Source organism: uncultured Gemella sp. (genome assembly GCF_963515875.1).
Taxonomy (GTDB): Bacteria; Bacillota; Bacilli; order Staphylococcales; family Gemellaceae; genus Gemella.
In genome coordinates this window covers 1-16943 of record NZ_CAUPZX010000022.1, presented here as the reverse complement: position 1 = coordinate 16943, position 16943 = coordinate 1, and the positions used below count along the sequence as shown (strand labels likewise).

Annotated in this window: 13 protein-coding genes, 1 pseudogene and 1 riboswitch; of the genes and pseudogenes, 3 read left to right on the top strand and 11 right to left on the bottom strand. The window is 29.2% G+C overall.

Features of this window, described 5'->3' with window-relative positions:
• Window positions 1-23 precede the first annotated feature (23 nt).
• Together RWL85_RS05065 and RWL85_RS05060 are read right to left on the bottom strand one after the other, a co-directional pair.
• A complete protein-coding gene (locus RWL85_RS05065) occupies window positions 24-839 on the bottom strand; it encodes an AAC(3) family N-acetyltransferase (protein WP_314085637.1) in 816 nt (271 codons plus the stop codon).
• Between the two features lie 126 nt (window positions 840-965).
• The gene (locus tag RWL85_RS05060; protein ID WP_314085635.1) at window positions 966-2546 is read right to left on the bottom strand and encodes an ABC transporter ATP-binding protein; all 1581 of its coding nucleotides are present in this window, start codon (window positions 2544-2546) and stop codon (window positions 966-968) included.
• A 401-nt stretch (window positions 2547-2947) separates the two neighbouring features.
• On the opposite strand from RWL85_RS05060, the gene RWL85_RS05055 reads away from it, so the two are divergent.
• On the top strand, window positions 2948-4546 hold the full coding sequence (locus RWL85_RS05055) for an ABC transporter ATP-binding protein (protein ID WP_314085633.1): 1599 nt from the start codon (window positions 2948-2950) through the stop codon (window positions 4544-4546).
• 210 nt (window positions 4547-4756) lie between these two features.
• On the opposite strand, the gene RWL85_RS05050 is transcribed toward RWL85_RS05055, so the two are convergent.
• Window positions 4757-5146 (bottom strand): hypothetical protein, encoded by a 390-nt coding sequence (locus RWL85_RS05050; protein WP_060914458.1) that lies wholly within the window; start codon window positions 5144-5146, stop codon window positions 4757-4759.
• Between the two features lie 496 nt (window positions 5147-5642).
• Here RWL85_RS05050 and RWL85_RS05045 point away from each other — a divergent pair, with 496 nt between their 5' ends.
• Window positions 5643-5747: a putative holin-like toxin gene (locus RWL85_RS05045; protein ID WP_081450717.1), complete on the top strand. Its 105-nt coding sequence runs from the start codon at window positions 5643-5645 to the stop codon at window positions 5745-5747.
• Window positions 5748-6094: 347 nt separating this feature from the next.
• On the opposite strand, the gene radC is transcribed toward RWL85_RS05045, so the two are convergent.
• The 8 genes from radC to tenA all read right to left on the bottom strand — a co-directional run bounded on the left by radC (window position 6095) and on the right by tenA (window position 13043).
• The gene (radC, locus tag RWL85_RS05040; protein WP_314085628.1) at window positions 6095-6871 is read right to left on the bottom strand and encodes a DNA repair protein RadC; all 777 of its coding nucleotides are present in this window, start codon (window positions 6869-6871) and stop codon (window positions 6095-6097) included.
• On the bottom strand, window positions 6865-7584 hold the full coding sequence (locus RWL85_RS05035) for a prepilin peptidase (protein ID WP_314085625.1): 720 nt from the start codon (window positions 7582-7584) through the stop codon (window positions 6865-6867). The genes radC and RWL85_RS05035 overlap by 7 nt, the downstream gene beginning before the upstream one ends.
• A gap of 244 nt (window positions 7585-7828) precedes the next feature.
• Window positions 7829-8686, bottom strand: coding sequence for a MetQ/NlpA family ABC transporter substrate-binding protein (locus RWL85_RS05030; protein WP_314085623.1), 858 nt, complete (start codon window positions 8684-8686; stop codon window positions 7829-7831).
• A gap of 476 nt (window positions 8687-9162) precedes the next feature.
• Window positions 9163-9927 carry an alpha/beta hydrolase gene (locus tag RWL85_RS05025; protein ID WP_314085620.1) on the bottom strand — a complete coding sequence of 255 codons (765 nt, stop codon included), beginning with the start codon at window positions 9925-9927 and terminating at the stop codon, window positions 9163-9165.
• Window positions 9928-10141: 214 nt separating this feature from the next.
• A complete protein-coding gene (gene thiE / locus RWL85_RS05020) occupies window positions 10142-10774 on the bottom strand; it encodes a thiamine phosphate synthase (RefSeq protein ID WP_314085617.1) in 633 nt (210 codons plus the stop codon).
• Between the two features lie 2 nt (window positions 10775-10776).
• Window positions 10777-11559 carry a hydroxyethylthiazole kinase gene (gene thiM / locus RWL85_RS05015; RefSeq protein WP_314085613.1) on the bottom strand — a complete coding sequence of 261 codons (783 nt, stop codon included), beginning with the start codon at window positions 11557-11559 and terminating at the stop codon, window positions 10777-10779.
• 2 nt (window positions 11560-11561) lie between these two features.
• Window positions 11562-12359, bottom strand: a complete 798-nt coding sequence (thiD, locus tag RWL85_RS05010; protein WP_314085610.1) for a bifunctional hydroxymethylpyrimidine kinase/phosphomethylpyrimidine kinase — start codon at window positions 12357-12359, stop codon at window positions 11562-11564.
• Window positions 12360-12362: 3 nt separating this feature from the next.
• On the bottom strand, window positions 12363-13043 hold the full coding sequence (gene tenA, locus RWL85_RS05005) for a thiaminase II (protein ID WP_314085607.1): 681 nt from the start codon (window positions 13041-13043) through the stop codon (window positions 12363-12365).
• Between the two features lie 138 nt (window positions 13044-13181).
• A riboswitch (TPP riboswitch) is annotated at window positions 13182-13279 on the bottom strand.
• Between the two features lie 595 nt (window positions 13280-13874).
• On the opposite strand from tenA, the pseudogene RWL85_RS05000 reads away from it, so the two are divergent.
• A pseudogene (locus RWL85_RS05000) lies at window positions 13875-16943 on the top strand (hypothetical protein); the annotation flags it as partial.

Here is a 16943-nt window from a genome sequence, read left to right as displayed (position 1 = left end):
TTTAATATAAAATCATGCTCCATCTACTTCACTTCTTCCTTTTTCCTATAGTATTCTTTCGCAAAATCTACGCAACTTTTTAAATCTATACAAAGAACTGATGTTTTCTGAATCTCTTTTATTTGATAACTTTCCTTACAATTTTCCATGAATTCTTTCTGAACTGTTAAAAAATCATCATATATATCTAATTCGATATTAGAAAATTCTAACCACTCTCCATCTACATTGGCACTTTCTTTTATTATTTTTCTATTTAACGAATACTCTGCAAGATGCAATGCTGTATTAGATTCAAAATCAGTTCCTAATAACAAAACTTTGGCATTTTGATCATACAATCTCCCTAATGGTGAATTGTATCCTAAGCCATCATCTAATGGGTGCTCTTTTATTATTTCCAGTGCTTTTTCTCCTACTGCTGAAAAAGAATATAGTGGATGAGAACTTCTAACAGAATGTTTTAGATTCATAACAAACTCACTAAATTTCCCCATACCTCGAGTACTAGATAGATCAACATCATAAGATAAACTTTCCTGTTTTATTTTTTCTATCCACTCCTTAGGAACTTTAGGATATTCCCAATACTCTGGAGACATATTTTCTAAAGATTGCGTTGGGACAACAAGCGTTCCGCTTTCTCCTAATCTTTCCATAAGTGCTTCATAAATACATCTTGCACCACCGATTATATAACCGAATTTACTAAGCGAAACATGTGCAATCAAGATATCACCTTCTCCTATTTCTAAATCTTTAAATAAATTTAAAAAATCACTTTTACCAATAGGTATTAAATTATTATCTAAAGCATCACTCATAAACTTATAACTCATGCTTATTCTCCTTATTAAATGGGAGTGACTCAAAATCTTATTCTCAGAGAAATTGATTTTTGAGTCGCTCTCCTATTTTCATTCTTCTATTCAATCTATATCATTTTTTACTAACTTTCATTTGTATCACAATTTTATAATATTATCAAATTTTCCTCTTAGTTCATCACTTATATCATGGCTAATCATTATTATAGTTAATTCTTTATTTCCTAACAGCATTTCTACTAAACTTTTCGCTGATTCTTTGTCTAAAGCTGATGTTCCTTCATCAATTAAAAGTAATTTTTTACCATTAAATAACGCTCTAGCTATAGCCAATCTTTGGCGTTGCCCTCCTGAAAGATTCTTTCCATGAACCTCTACTTCTGAATATAAGAAGTCTTTCTGTGTTAAGCCAACTTTTTCTAAATATTTAGCTACTTCACTGTCCTCTACTACTTCTCCCATAGTTATATTATCTTTGACAGTGCCTGAAAATACAAAATTTTCTTGCTGAATTATAGTCAGTTTTTCTAGTATTTGCTTAGTAGATAATTTTTTCAAATCAACACTACAATACTCTACACTACCTTCATAATTTCTTAATTGCCCTGTAATTATTTTAAATAATGTTGATTTACCAACGCCACTATCTCCACTTATTAAATATTTATTCCCCTCTTTTATATCAAGATTCACATTATTTAAGATTTCTTTATCACCATAACTGAAATGTAAGTTTTTAATTTTAAATAATGTTTCTCTTAAAGAATATTCAACAGGTGAGTGAGTATCCTTATTATTTAACATGAATTCATCATGCTTAGTGAAAATAGGTTTTGTCCCTTTAATAAATGCTATTCTATAACCAACTTGGCTCATACCATCAAATACAAGATTAGCAAACATCCCTACAGCCGCAACTGCACCGATTTCCAAATTATCTTTAACAACTAAATACCCTGTAACGAAAACTAATAACACTTGGAAAAAGACATTTAAGCCAAAGTTAAGCATATAATAATTACTTTCCAACTTACTTTGTTTAACAAATACATTTTTCAAAATTCTACTTATATAAGCTATTCTTTTAGGAATTATTTGTAATTTATTAAGAGAGTAATACGTATCATAGCCTAGAATCGTCTCCTCTAATGAAGCAACATAATTCTCATTTTCTTTAGTAACTTCTATTCCCATATTATGAAGTTTTTTATTAAAAATTTTTGGAAGATAAATTAATATTCCCGTTCCTATAATAGTAATTAAAGAAATAATCCAGTGATATTTCAATAGAGCGTAAAGAGAAAATACCACACCAGAAAGACTGTATATTATAGCAAATATATTTCTCAAACCTTTTTCTTGAATCATTTGAATATCATTGTTGAACCAAGAGTGATAAACACCAGACGAGTTATCTTTATACTTTTCAATATCTAATTCTATAAGGCTACTAGCCAGATTATCCTTAACATCTATTCCAATATCTTGAATAAAAATCTCCTCTCTTACCTTTACCACCCTATCAATTACTATAATAACAATCCACGTAACCGATAAGAATAAGATAATTTCAAAGAAACTATATAGATTTCTATTAGTAAGCACAGTTATAGCATCTGCATTTAAAAAGTTGCTTTTCATAAGAAATAACTGTCTTAACAAAATAAGAAAACAAATTAATAAGAATCTATATTTAAATTTCAAAATATATTTTTTCATAAATACCACCTACTTTTAATTCCACTTAATTTAATAACACGCTATTAAGGGAAATTTTGAGAAATATATAAACACCAACTTATATTTATATATTTATTATAGTATGAAAAAAAGATGATAACAATATAAACTTATAATTTTCAGAAAACTTATTATAATTATCTTGACGCACACAAAAAAAGTCAGTATAATTAAAGTTACATAAATACTATAGGGGATTCAAAAATAACTAAATCTTAAAAAAGTTTATATGAGAACTCGTATTCGTAGTCTAAACTCATCTTATAAAATCTTTTGGGAGATCTAAGAAACTTCGTGGAGAAATTGACAAATCGGTATCTCGGAAGTCGCTATTTTTGAGTGACTTCTATAGAAATATAATCTATACAAAGGAGAGCAATATGATTAAAAATATTTTAGAAGTTATAACATTGAACAAATTAAAGTTATGCATTATGTTTATTTTAACACTAATAGTATCAATAGGGACTGTTTATGTTGTATACGCTCGTGTTGATATTGTTGATTCTGTAATATACAAAACAGGATCTCTTTGGACAAAAGTTGGCGTTATTATTTGTATTTTAATAATAGTAGAATTGCTTAGAGCGTGGTTAAAAATTATAATTGCACAATTAGTTAAACAATGGAAAATTTATCTAGGTGATAGAATTAGTAAAAATATCGAAACTATGTCTCAATCAGAATTTAATAAGGTTGATTCTGGTGAGCATATGACTAAATACACTTATCAACTTGAATTATTATCTACGTATTTATTCTCACCATTAACTGGCTTACTTAGTGCAATTGTATTATTTATCTCATCAGTAGTATTTTTATGGCTTATTAATTGGAAATTTGTTGTATTCGCCCTATTATCATCAGTCGCTATGTTTTTAATAAGCGGTAAGTTCGGTAATAAAATTAGTGTAGGATATACAAATTTATCAGTTTTATCAGGAAAATTTTCTGGAGTTTTAAAGGAATATTTAACAGGTTATGAAGATTTAAAAAATATCGGTAAGATAAATTTATTCTCAAAAAATGTTAAAGCTAGTCAAATTCAAAAAGAAGATCAACAGTATAGTATTTCTAAATTAATGGCATTTGCTGAGTTAACTTTACAAAGTATCGAGAAGTTACTTGAATTATTAATTTTTATATTTGCGATTTACTTAGTTTTAAAAAATGAATTAACTATAGGAACGATAGCTTCGGTATCTACTATACTAGGCATATACCTTACTTCTATCAATCAATTGGTTGATCTGTATATTAAGGTAATCGGTACAAAAGAAATATTAAATAGCGTTATAACTAAATCAACTGCTAAAGAAACACTTTATCCGCGCGTTGAAGAAAATATTGAATTTAAAAACTTTAATTATAGTTTCGGAGATAATCATGTCATTAAAAACTTCAACTTTAACATAAATAAAGGTGGAAAATACGCAGTAATCGGTAAAAGTGGTTCTGGGAAATCTACTATAATCAAGTTACTACTAGGGAAATTACAATCCAACCAAGATAAAGTATTAATCGATGGAAATCCCCTTGAGATACAAGATGATATTAACTTCTCAAAAGAGATTGGATATGTGAGTCAACAAACATCTATTTTCAGCGGTTCAATTCGATATAACATCACTTTAGATGACAGTTATTCAGATGAAGAAATATGGAGCACATTGGAAAAAGTTTGTTTAGCTGATAGAGTTAAAACTTTACCTGACGGCTTAGATCATAACCTATCTAATATGGGAGAAATTCTATCAGGAGGGGAAAAGCAAAGATTAGTTCTTGCAAGAGTTTTAATTAAAAATTATCCAATTTTAATTCTTGATGAAGCAACCTCAGCATTAGATGAAAGAACAGCAGTACAAATAGAAAACAATATCTTAGCTGACGATAAGTTAACCTTAATAATGATTTCTCACCATATACAAGAAGAAATCAAAAAACAACTAACAGAATGTGTAGAATTAAAAGTACAGTAATATGATTTATTAAATGGTCTAAACAAAATGGGAGTGACTCAAAAATCATGATTTTTGAGTCACTCCCATTTTTTTATTTTCCCCTACATAATCTAGCAACAGCAGTATAACAATTATATTGAATACCTACATTCCAAATTAAAATTTTAAACTAAAAATTTCTACACTTTGAACAGTGTTTACCTCCAGACTTTGTTCAAAAGTATAAACTTATGCAAATTTCTTATAAAAGTATAAATATCTCATTATAAATAGAAATGAAACTAACACAAATAGAAATGCAAACTTAACTAGATTATCTATAAATTGTAAATAGATAAATACTAGTAAAACTCCTGCTACCTCTACCAAGTATTCTATTACACTCGCTTTTTTCCAGTTGATTTTGTCATATAAGTCAACCACATAATATTGAGCAATACCTAATATCATAAACGCCAACGCAGCTAAACTATATGCCTTAATATCTGTTTTATCTTGAGTGAAAGCTTCAGGTAAAAAGCTTGTAGTGTTAGTTAAATATTTATTCATCGCTATAAATAAGAAACCTACTACTTCAACTTGCAATACCAACAAACCTAAATCTTTAAGCTTATTCATTTTTCTCCTCCTCCCTTTTAAAATTATTTTATTAACTAATACAATACAATTACTTATACTTATTCGATTATATTATACCACTTTATAAAACGTATTCAAAATATTTGTGATGAAATGTTACGTGTATTTTTTATAAGAGTGACTAAAAAGTCCCTATCCCCTCTTTTCTCTTACATTAAAAATATTCACTTTCTCACCTATATACATTTACAAAATTATTTTCTCACCAAAACCACTTTTCTGTTATAATAACTTCAGTAAAACTATAGTAAATTAATTCTTTAAACATTCACTGCAACACTATATTTATCCTTTAAATTTAGTATATTACGTATATTTATAAATTATTGATTATCACTGTTTAATTTGATATAATCAAAACTAGAGAGAAAAGTTAGGGGACATTAGTTTCCGATAAAGATGGTGGCTACTTCAATATGAAAGGGGATGGTGCTATGCTCGCATACACTAAAATCTTGAAGAAAGGAGTAGCAAGTTGTCAGCTTACGAAATTGTACAGACGATTATTGGAATAAATCTATTGATTGTTTCAGTAGTTAGTGCATGTATTGTAGCATTAAAAAAAGACAATAAAAAATAACCATCTTTATGCTTTGGCAGGCTAGATGGTTATAAAATACCTAAACTAGAGCCACCGTCTTTAAAACGGCTCTCTCTTTTATGATTATATTTTAACATAGATGAAGTAGAAAAGCAAAGATTTTGAAATATTGATCTTTCTATAATTTTTCAAATTGTTTACATCCCAAATACTCTTATTCTAGAATTTTTCACCCATTAAAAATATTCCATACAAAAAAGCTAGGAAAAATTCCTAGCTTAATAACATTCACATTTAGAATATAGGTAGTGAATCACCTTCCTTTATACTGCTATATTTCTACTGAATAATCAATTTTTTATATTTCATTTTAGACATTTTACTTTTTAATACTCCCCTACAACCTTATATTTTCTAAGTATATATTTTAACTGTTCACCTGTAACATCTTCGTATTTATAATCTATATTTTCTATTGCTAGATAATTCAATACTTTTCTAATGCTGACATATCCTTTTTTAGCTACTACGATATGATCTAACATTTCAATACCAACTATTTCACCAACTTCCATTAGATTAATAGTAGTTTTAATATCTTCTATGGAAGGTGTTGCATCTCCACTCGGATGATTATGCACACAAACGATGCTTGAAGCACTATTTTTTATCGCTACTTTAAATACTTCTCTTGGATGAACTACTGACATAGATAAGCTACCTTTGAATACTTCTCTTTTTTCGATTATTTTGCCTTTTGTATCAATGTCTAATACTACGAAGACTTCTTGTGTTAAATTCTCTAAAGATGATTTTAGATAATTGGCTATTGACTGCGGGCTATCACACTTTACATCTAGAACATTGGTCGCATATATTCTTCTTGCAAATTCTATATTCGCCAGAATATGTATCGCCTTTTCTTGACCTATCCCTTTATGTTTCATAAGTTCTGTTAAAGTTACATCTCTTAACTTTGTAATACCTCCCATATCTTTTAGAATCGTGTCAGAAAGCTCAATCACATTTTGATTTTTTGTACCTGTTCTTAATAATATTGCTAGAATTTCTTTATCACTAAGCGCTAATGCACCTAATTTCTTAAACTTCTCCCTAGGACGATCTTCCTCACTAAATTCTTTAATAGTATAACCTACTACCATAATAATCCCTCCCTTATTAATATAATCGTTAAATAACTAAGTGCTATAAATGGCACTAGTGGTAGTTTCGTTTTCCTTTTTACTTTTTTCAAGATAATTAACCAAATAGCGAAAAATCCTGCATATAAAAATGTAAAAATCAACAAATACACTCCCTCAAATAAGTTAAGATTTAAAGCTAATACACAAAAAACTTTTATATCACCATAGCCTAAACCACCTCTTGTGAAAATATATAAAATATGAAAAATAACAATAAGACAAATAAAATCTAAAAAACTAAATAAATAATAGTGCATATATATAGAAAAAAAATTTAAAATAATTAGAAGATAAAATAGCTCATCATTAACTTCAAATAATTTTACATCTTCTATTCCTAAAAAAATTAGAATAATAAATATACTGACTTCAATATAACTAATAAAAATAAACTGTTTTTGGAAAATAATAAATAATACTATAGTAATAAAAGTAAAAATCTCGTATAAAAATACATCTAATGGGATTTTTTGATTACAGTAGCTACATCTCCCTCTTTTAAATAAATAGCTAAAAATTGGAATTAAGTCGTCTGCTTTTAATTCTTGATGACAACTAGCACAATAACTTCGTCTAAATAGAAACTCTCTCTTATTTTCACTATCGACCAAACATTTTATCGCACTAGCAAAAATAAGACTTAAAATAACAATAAATATGTACCTTTCCATAAATATCTCCCCCTATTTTCTTACTCCTCGATTATATTTTATCACAAATAAATTTATTGAGCCAATAAAATTTTGAGCTTGTTATAGCTATCCCGATAATATTTTTATATTTTTAAATACCTTATAAATATAAATTTAGTGTACCTAAAGAATTTATATTTTTCTTTATATATTAATCAATGTGTTATCATATTCGCACAAAAAAGACAGCTCCTTCGAACTGCCTTTTTGTATATTAATGAAATTATTTAACAGGTAATACTGCTCCATTCCATTTTTCTTTAATGAATTTTTGAGTTTCTTCAGATTTTAAAGCTGCAACAAGTTTCTTAACAACAAGTTTATCTTTATCTCCTTCACGAACAACAACGATGTTTGCGTATGGGTTGTCATCTGTAGCTTTTTCTACTAAAACTGGCTCAGTAGCTGCATTTAATCCTGCATCAACTGCGAAGTTAGCATTGATTGAAACTAGGTCTCCTTCACCGTTTTGGTAGAATTTAACCATTAATGCTGGATCATTTTCATAGCTGAATTGTAATTTTTTAGGGTTTTCAGCGATATCATCGAAAGTAGCTGTTACTGGGTCTACACCATCTTTAACTTTTACTAATCCTTCAGAAGCTAGTAATTTAATTACACGTCCCCATTCAGATTTGTTGTTACTTACTAATACTTTAGCACCTTCTTTAAGGTCTTTAACATTTTTAACTTTTTTAGAGTATAATCCGATTGGCTCTAAGTGGATTGCACCAGCATCTTCAATTTTGTATCCATTTTCTTTAATAGCATTTTTTAAGAATGGTACGTGTTGGAAGTAGTTAATGTCGATTTCTTTATCGTTTAACGTTTTATTTGGTACATAGTAGTCTTGGTATGTAACGATATCTAATTTAATTCCTTCTTTTTCAAGTTGTGGAGCAACGTGCTCTAATAATACTGCGTGAGGTACGTTAGTAGCCCCAACTTTTACAGTTACAGGTTTGCTAGGATCTAGTTTATCAACATCGATTCCTTTTTTCTCAGTTTTTGATGCACTTGAGCATCCGATTAAAATGATTCCAAGTATGAAACTTGATACTAATAATAATAGTTTTTTCATTTATAATTTTCTCCTTTTGTTTTATATTTCATTATATTTTTTAGTGACTTTTACGTAAAAAAACACCCTTACTCTCCTAAGAGAATAAGGGCGAAACTAATTTCACGGTACCACCTTACTTTTTCGTAAACTACGAACTTTCCCACTGCATCGTCTATGTATCTAGAATATATCCGATAGAGTGTGCGTTTGTAACGTAACGCCTACGAAAAAAGCTTGTGTTTAAAACTCACTTTTTTTACCATTCAAACCATTTTCCTCTATCATCTGCATTGTGTGCTTTCACCTACTCACACTCTCTGTAAAAGTTCCTATAAAGTACTTATTTGAATATCGGTAATTTTTAACTTGACTCTATATTATCATCAGTAAATAAAAATGTCAACACTTTTTTAAAATTTTTCAAAAAAGTTTTTTGAAAATTTATGAATATTTACTTTTTCATTTATATAAAATACTATTTCTTCTTACAATTGCTACCTCAGTTTATTATTCTGTAACCATTCTTCTATCACTTCTATCGTGTTTCTTCGATATTTAGGAGCTTCGTACATATGATCTGATCCTTCTATGATATTTAGAGTGGCATTTTCATATCTTTTTGCTGTTGCCCTTGCGATATTTGGATGTACCATTTTATCTTCACTTCCAGTTATTACCAGTACTGGTTCTTTTACTTTTCCAAAATCAATATATGCACCTTTTTGCTTATCTAAAAATGGTAATGCCATTTGGAAATAAGTGAAACCTGATTCCGGAACTAATTTAGAAAATTCTCTTTCTTTGTCCGCTTCATCCTGATTATTCATACAATAATCATAGAATGCATGTTTATACGGTGGCATAGATTTTTTCCAAAATCCCCATCGAAGAAAGTGTTTATAAAAACAAATTACCATACTAGGATAAAAGGCAAAAATTCCAGCAGCAGGAGCGGTCCCCATTAATACCAAACCTTTAACCTTTGTCCTCATAGCAACTTTCTGAGCAAGAAGCCCACCTAATGAATGTCCTAGTACTATTGGGGCTTCATCTAGAGTTTCTATTAACTCAACAATATCATCTGTAAATTCATCTAAACTAACTCTAGCCACCTTTTCTTTTACTTCCTCATAAGGTAATTCATGACATCTTAAAGTTGGAGTATATACTTTTAAACCTAATTTTTCTAATTCATCTACAAACTCTCCCCATACAGTTCCATCACACCATGTCCCATGTATTAACACTATATTAGTCATAAATTTTCCTCCTGCACTATATTTAGCATTCTTTTTTTCACACTAATTATATACTTAATAGCTTCAATAATCAAATAATTGTATAAGATTAGATATAAAATTATCTACTACACAAATAAAAAAGAGTAGAGCAAAAATATGGTAAGATTTTTATTCTACTCTCTTTATCACTTCTCAACTTTCGTTAAAAGGCGATTTCCTTTGGAGGCTAATTTTAGAATTGTTCGATCATTTCACGAACTGTTTTTTCAATATTATCTGAATATGAGATTGCTGAGATTATTGAAATACCCTCAACACTTGTCTTCATAATATCTTTAATATGTTGTGTCTGTATACCACCAATGGCGACTAATGGCATAGTTGGCAATAACTTTCTCATTAGTTCAAGTCCCTCATAACCTATAGCACCACCTGCATCATCTTTTGACTGTGTGACGAATACAGGACCTACTCCAACATAATCTACATATTCGACTTTAGATTGTTTTAATTCTTCTTCGTTTCCTATAGAAAGACCGATTATTTTATCCGGCATCAATTTTCTAATCTCATCAACGTCAAGATCATCTTGCCCTACATGAACCCCATCAGCAGCTATTTCTAATGCTAATTCTATATCATCATTTACTATAAATGGGACATTATATTTTTTACAAAGATTTTGTAGTTTTATTGCAAATTCTACTTTTTCTTTACCTTCTAAAGCACCTTTACCTTTTTCTCTAAATTGAAATAAAGTGATTCCACCTTTTAAAGCTTCTTCAACTACTGAATATAAGTCTTTTCCTTGGCAAGTAGTAGTTCCACAAATAAAATATAGTTTTAATAGCTCTTTATTAAACATAATTACTTCACCTTTTTGAATGTAGCTATATCTTCATCAGTGATTTCATATAATGCATTCATAAATTCAACTTTAAATGTTCCTGGCAAATGACCATTCGGACGTTTTTCCGCCATTTCCCCGGCAATATTATATGCTAGCATAGCTGTTTCTAGTGATTTTAATTCTTCACCTTTCTCTAATCCAATAAAGCTTGCTAATACAGCCCCTAATAAGCATCCTGTTCCAATAACTTTAGGCATCATTGCACTTCCGTTATGAATCGTTACTACTTCTCCATCAACTGCAATAGCATCAACTTCACCTGTTACTATTACCGGTATATTAAACTTAGCGTTCGCCGCTAAGGCAATTTCATCTATATTATCTACTCCTGCGCTATCTACTCCTTTTGAGGCTACATTTATACCAACTAAAGATGCAATCTCACCAGCATTTCCTCTAATAGCTGCCAGTTTGTAATTATTTATTAAATCATCTGCTACTTTTTTTCTATATGCTCCTGCTCCACATGCTACTGGGTCTAATACTGCGGGTACATTATATTTTTCTGCAATTTTCAGTGCATCTTGATACAACTTCCATGTTTCATCAGTTAAAGTACCAATATTTATTAATAATCCTCCAGCATATTTTAGTAAATCTTCCAAGTCTTCTGGATATTCACTCATTGCTGGTGATGCTCCAAGTGCTACTAAACCATTTGCTGTAAAGTTTTTTACCACATTATTAGTTATACATATTACCAATGGTGCTTTTTCTTTTAATAATTTTAAACTTGTCATACTTATAATTCTCCTTTATATGCTATATGATTTACAGGACCATTTCCATGACCTATCTCTGGTGTATGTTTTATCGCAGCAGTTATAAATTTTTTTCCAATTTCTACTGCTTCTACAATACTTTTTCCTTTTGCTAATTCAGCTGTAATAACTGCTGAAAATGTACAACCTGTTCCGTGTGTATGGTTAGTCTTAAATCTTTCGCTAGTCCATACTTTTTTTGTACCATCATTTAAGAATAAATAATCCTTTGCTTCACCAGTTAAGTGCCCACCTTTAATTACTACAGACTTACACCCAACTTCATTAATAATAAATTTACCTGCACGATTCACATCATCTTCTGTAACTATTTTAAAATTTACTATTTCTTCAGCTTCTGGAACATTAGGAGTAATAATTGTCGCAAGTGGTAAGATTTCTTCTTTTAGATGTTTTCTAGCGACATCATCAATTAATTTATCTCCACTTGTTGCAACCATGACTGGATCTACCACATATGGTATATCTTTTTGTAAATATTTCTTAATCAATTTCATCATGTCAGCATTTGCTATCATTCCTGTTTTTATACTATCAGGCGTTATATCATTAAAAACACTTTTTAGCTGTTCTTCTAATATATCTAAATCTAAGTTTCTTATCATTTGAACACCTAAAGTGTTTTGAGCTACTACACTAGTAACTACAGCCATTCCATACACTTCACGAGCTTGAAAACTTTTTAAATCAGCCATTATACCAGCTCCACCCGTTGGGTCAGTCCCAGCGATAGTTAAAGCAATATTTAGTTTTGTCATAACCTACACCTCTAAATCCCAACGTTCTTGTGTGTAAGCCATATTAAAGAAACGACGTTCATGTTCACAACTTTCTAAGAAGTTTTTAATTAATCTTTGTTTTCCTTCTTCACTAAGATATTCAGCTTCACGATTTATTATTTTATAGTACTCAGTAAGTACTTCATCAACTAATCCATCAGCATAAAACTCAACCCAAAATTTTAATGGATGATCTTCTGCCAAATTATGATTAGCAAGAATTTTTCTAGCTACCATTTTGTAAATCCATGGACATGGTGCCATAGCACTTAACGCTTCTGCCATACCAAAAGCAAATACATTATAATACATATGTTTTATATAATGATCTGCAGATGGATACCATTCTCCACCTTTTATTATTTCATGATAGTCCCTTCCTATATAGTCGGCAAGATTTTTATGAGCTGCAATTTCTTCGTTCAACACAAAATTAATTTGACCTAAAAAGAAATTTTTCTCATTCTTATCATTACTCTTCGCCAATAGAATTGCATAAATATCACTAAAATTTTCTAAATATAACGCATCAGCTTTCAAATAATGTTCGACAGCTTTCTCTGATAAATCAGCACGTATCAAACCTTGTATAAATCCATCATTATATATCTTGTCAACTATGGGTAGTGCTTTTTCCTCCATAATTTCGGTAATAAGTTTCATAGGTATTCCCCCTTTAGTGTAATTAAGTTTTAGCAAAAAATATTATCACTATTAGCAAACAAAAAAAGCCCCCCACTACCGTAGGAGAACCATGAAAATCATATTATTAATAGAGTATTATCGCTAAAGATAATTCTAAATTATACATATCCACATTTCCTACGCTAGCATTATCTAGTTCAGGTCAAAGGGTCTAACTATGTTATCTCAGCCTAATGGCTCCCCCAGTGATTTTATTCTATTTACTTTTTAAATCGTAGCACAGAAAAAAATAAATGTCAACAAATTAATTTAAGGGTTTACAAAAATAATATAAATTATGTTGTATTAAAACAAAAAATTTTAATAATAATATTTTTATATTTTATAAATTAAATAAATATATAAAAATATGGCGAAGTTGTGAACTAAATCTATAATTTTATGTTTATGGTAATTTTTATTTATTTTTGAATTTAAATAAAACTCATTATCACTTTTATCTTTATTGATTCAATCTTCTATGATATAATAATGACGTGCAAATTAGATGTTGAAGTTTTTTTAAAAAATCAATCTTACAGAATTACAATAGATTAGCAACATTAATTACCTTACTTTTTATTTCATTAAAACACTAATGAATAATGCTATATAACGTATTAATCTTGTTAATTAAATACACAATTTATCTGTTTTCATTAATAAATAAACATCATTCTGGGAATAATTCAACGTTACTTACTAAAGTAAAGTAGCGCCATGGATTTTTCCCAGTCTTACAAAACTAATCGTGTCTAAATTGTGAATAAAGTTTGTACATTTTTAGACAAGAAAGAAGGGAAATAAAAAATGAAAAACAATACATTATTAAAAGTTCTATCCGCAACAGCTATATTCTCAGCAATTGCGGCAATCGAAGCATGTGATCAAGATAACTTTGCTTTTGCAGCAGAAACACCTGTTGTTGCTCCAACTACGTCACCAACAGCAACTACTCCTGCAGCTACAGCGCCGGCAACTTCAGTTACTGCGCCAGCTGCTGCTACAAGCACTACTCCAGCTCATAACGCTGAAGAACCTGCTACTGCACCACAAGACGTTAAAGCTTTAAAAGATGGAGAATATAAAATTACTGCTGAAGCTATTAACTTCGGTAACGGGGAAAATCCTTCTATGGATGCCGCTGCAATCGACAATGATAAAACAAAATTAATTGTAAAAAATGGTCAATATTCTGTAAATGTTTCATTTAAACCTATCACATTTGGTGGACTTACAGGTTACTTAGGAGACTTAAAATACTATGATGGTGATAAAACTCATGAAAATCGTAAAGATATTCAGAAAAATGAATTTAAAGACTCAACTATAGTTGAGAATTATAGTGCTAATGAAACTGATAAATTTGTAGATGCATACAAAAAACAATTCCCAAATCGTACTGTTTATCCAAAAACTGTTGCCTACAATGTGGATAAAAATAAAATCGATTCAAACAATAAACTAGAGACATATACACAAGTTTTCGTTCCTGTTATGGCTTCAATTAACGAAACTCTTGGAACTCAAAATATGATTTTAAAATTTGATTTTAGTACTCTAACAGCTAAAAATTCAAAACAAGAAGAATCAACAAATCCTACTTATGTAAAACTCCATATAAAAGATAACACTATAGCAACGCCTAAAGTTAGAAAAAATGTTGATACTATCGCAAAAATAGTAAAAGAAAGTAATCAAGAATATTTAATTTTCAATTATTATAGTAAAGTTGGAAAAGGTAAAAATAACGACGGTTTGCAGAACATTAAATATAGCTACAAAGAAATACAAAAAGCAAAAGATTCTGAATTGCTGTTACCAGTATCAAATAGAGTAATTGAAACAATTAATACTACTGATTCAGTTTATGAAATATCAGAAGCAAAAATACCAATTACAAACAAAAAAGAAGTTGTAATTTACGGAGATTTCCAATATCCTGCTGCTATTGTAAAACAATATGGGACTATTACTTGGGATGATAAAAATGTCGTTATAAAAAATAAATCTAGTGTAGAGCCTCCTGAATTGTTTTCAATTAAAGCAGCTTTAAACGGAACAACTGTTAAAAAGACTTCCGATCCAAATCAAGAATTTGATTTTTCTAAAGATGGAATTAACTATTCACCTTACAACGGACTAAGTGGAAAAAAATTTAAATTAGCTAAGCATTATTATCATTCAATTGATGTATCCTTTAAACGAGATAATTTAATAAATACACTAACAAGATACATAAAATACACAATTGATGGAAGTGAACCAACTTTCCAATCTGCAGATGCAGATATTAAATTTGCTAATGCAAATCCTCATAAACCAGAATTTTATTACGGAATTAATATTAATCCTTTTGAAAATGGAACTGGTATAACTTCTAATGGTGGTAATCTAACACTTAAAGTTAAAGCGTTTAATATCGATGGTTCTAAAAGCAGCGAAACTAAAACTTATATACTTCCTTTCGAAAAAGAGACTCTTGATAAAGCAGAAACAACATTAAACATAAATAATAAAGAATATACTGCAACTCTTTCATCAAAAAACAAATTCTTATTAGATGAGGATGTAGTTATTAAAACTACTCCTGTTTCCGAAAGAATCATGAATCACACTCTAGATAGCAAAGTACAAGAATTAGGACTAACAAAAGTTAATTCTTTTAAATTTGATTTAACGAAAAAAGATGGTTCTAAATTCACTCCTCTTGACAAAGATGGTTGGAACATTAATGAAAATCCAATATTTACACTTAATATAGCTGGATATGAAGCTACCGCAAATACACAAGTATACATCTACGAAAATGGAATTCTTCGTCTAATCCCTTCGACACCTTCTAAAAAAGGAGTAGAATTTAATGTAAATAGTGATGAAGCTTATTTTGTTATTGCTGAAAAAGATTCTCAAATATTGAAAAAAGAAAAAATTATGGAGTTGAATAATAAAGTAAGCGAAACAGAAAAAATACTCTCTGATACAAGTACAATTTCAACTGCAAAAGCAAATCTTGAAGCTGAACTTGAAAAAATCAAAATAACTCTAGCTAGACCAAAAGCAAGTTTATCAAACATTGTATTACATTTAGAAAATCTCGATATTAATCTTAAAAAATTAAAATCAGAAAAAAACACAGATCTTAAATATTTACAGAATAATTTTGAAAATTTAACAAATATAGTAAACTCTGATATATTGTCTCAATTATTAACTAAAGAAAAATTAGAAGAACTGAAAGCATTAGTTTCAAAAACAAATAACTCTTTAAATGACGCTTTATCACTTCAAAATAATATAAAAGAATTGTATGAATCTTTAAACAATTTATCATATAAATATCCAACTCAAGATATAGACTACTCTATTAAGAAATTCTATAGACCTGATGAAACTTCAATGGCGAATAATGTTTTTACAAACAAAGGAAAACTAATTTATACTCCTACAAAAACATATTTAGAAATAGATTTAAAAACAATGCTATTCGGTAATATACATTCACATCTATTAGAAATTGATGTTTTCAAAAATAAACTTGATGAGGAAAAATTCAATTATTCTGTAGTGAATAAATACGATGATTTAAATTCTTTAACAGGAGAAATCGGAAACTTTAATAAAAAATTAATAATAGAACTAGAAAAAGAAGTAAAAAATAGTTATGACATCAGAGTGCCAAACGATGGAATGGGTAATTCTAGACCTGAAGCTAAATTAGTAATAACTACTAATATTAATAGACCTGAAGTACTATCTGACGCAGAAAAACTTGCTAAAGAAAAAGAGGAAGCCGCTCGTCTTGAAAAAGAAAGATTAGAAAAAGAAAAACTTGCTAAAGAAAAAGAGGAAGCCGCTCGTCTTGAAAAAGAAAGATTA

Excerpts from the sequence above, each read along its gene's own strand:
- RWL85_RS05065 (WP_314085637.1), bottom strand. The coding sequence starts at position 839 with ATGAGTTATAAGTTTATGAGTGATGCTTTAGATAATAATTTAATACCT.
- RWL85_RS05060 (WP_314085635.1), bottom strand. The coding sequence starts at position 2,546 with ATGAAAAAATATATTTTGAAATTTAAATATAGATTCTTATTAATTTGT.
- RWL85_RS05055 (WP_314085633.1), top strand. The coding sequence starts at position 2,948 with ATGATTAAAAATATTTTAGAAGTTATAACATTGAACAAATTAAAGTTA.
- RWL85_RS05050 (WP_060914458.1), bottom strand. The coding sequence starts at position 5,146 with ATGAATAAGCTTAAAGATTTAGGTTTGTTGGTATTGCAAGTTGAAGTA.
- radC (WP_314085628.1), bottom strand. The coding sequence starts at position 6,871 with ATGGTAGTAGGTTATACTATTAAAGAATTTAGTGAGGAAGATCGTCCT.
- RWL85_RS05035 (WP_314085625.1), bottom strand. The coding sequence starts at position 7,584 with ATGGAAAGGTACATATTTATTGTTATTTTAAGTCTTATTTTTGCTAGT.
- RWL85_RS05030 (WP_314085623.1), bottom strand. The coding sequence starts at position 8,686 with ATGAAAAAACTATTATTATTAGTATCAAGTTTCATACTTGGAATCATT.
- RWL85_RS05025 (WP_314085620.1), bottom strand. The coding sequence starts at position 9,927 with ATGACTAATATAGTGTTAATACATGGGACATGGTGTGATGGAACTGTA.
- thiE (WP_314085617.1), bottom strand. The coding sequence starts at position 10,774 with ATGTTTAATAAAGAGCTATTAAAACTATATTTTATTTGTGGAACTACT.
- thiM (WP_314085613.1), bottom strand. The coding sequence starts at position 11,559 with ATGACAAGTTTAAAATTATTAAAAGAAAAAGCACCATTGGTAATATGT.
- thiD (WP_314085610.1), bottom strand. The coding sequence starts at position 12,359 with ATGACAAAACTAAATATTGCTTTAACTATCGCTGGGACTGACCCAACG.
- tenA (WP_314085607.1), bottom strand. The coding sequence starts at position 13,043 with ATGAAACTTATTACCGAAATTATGGAGGAAAAAGCACTACCCATAGTT.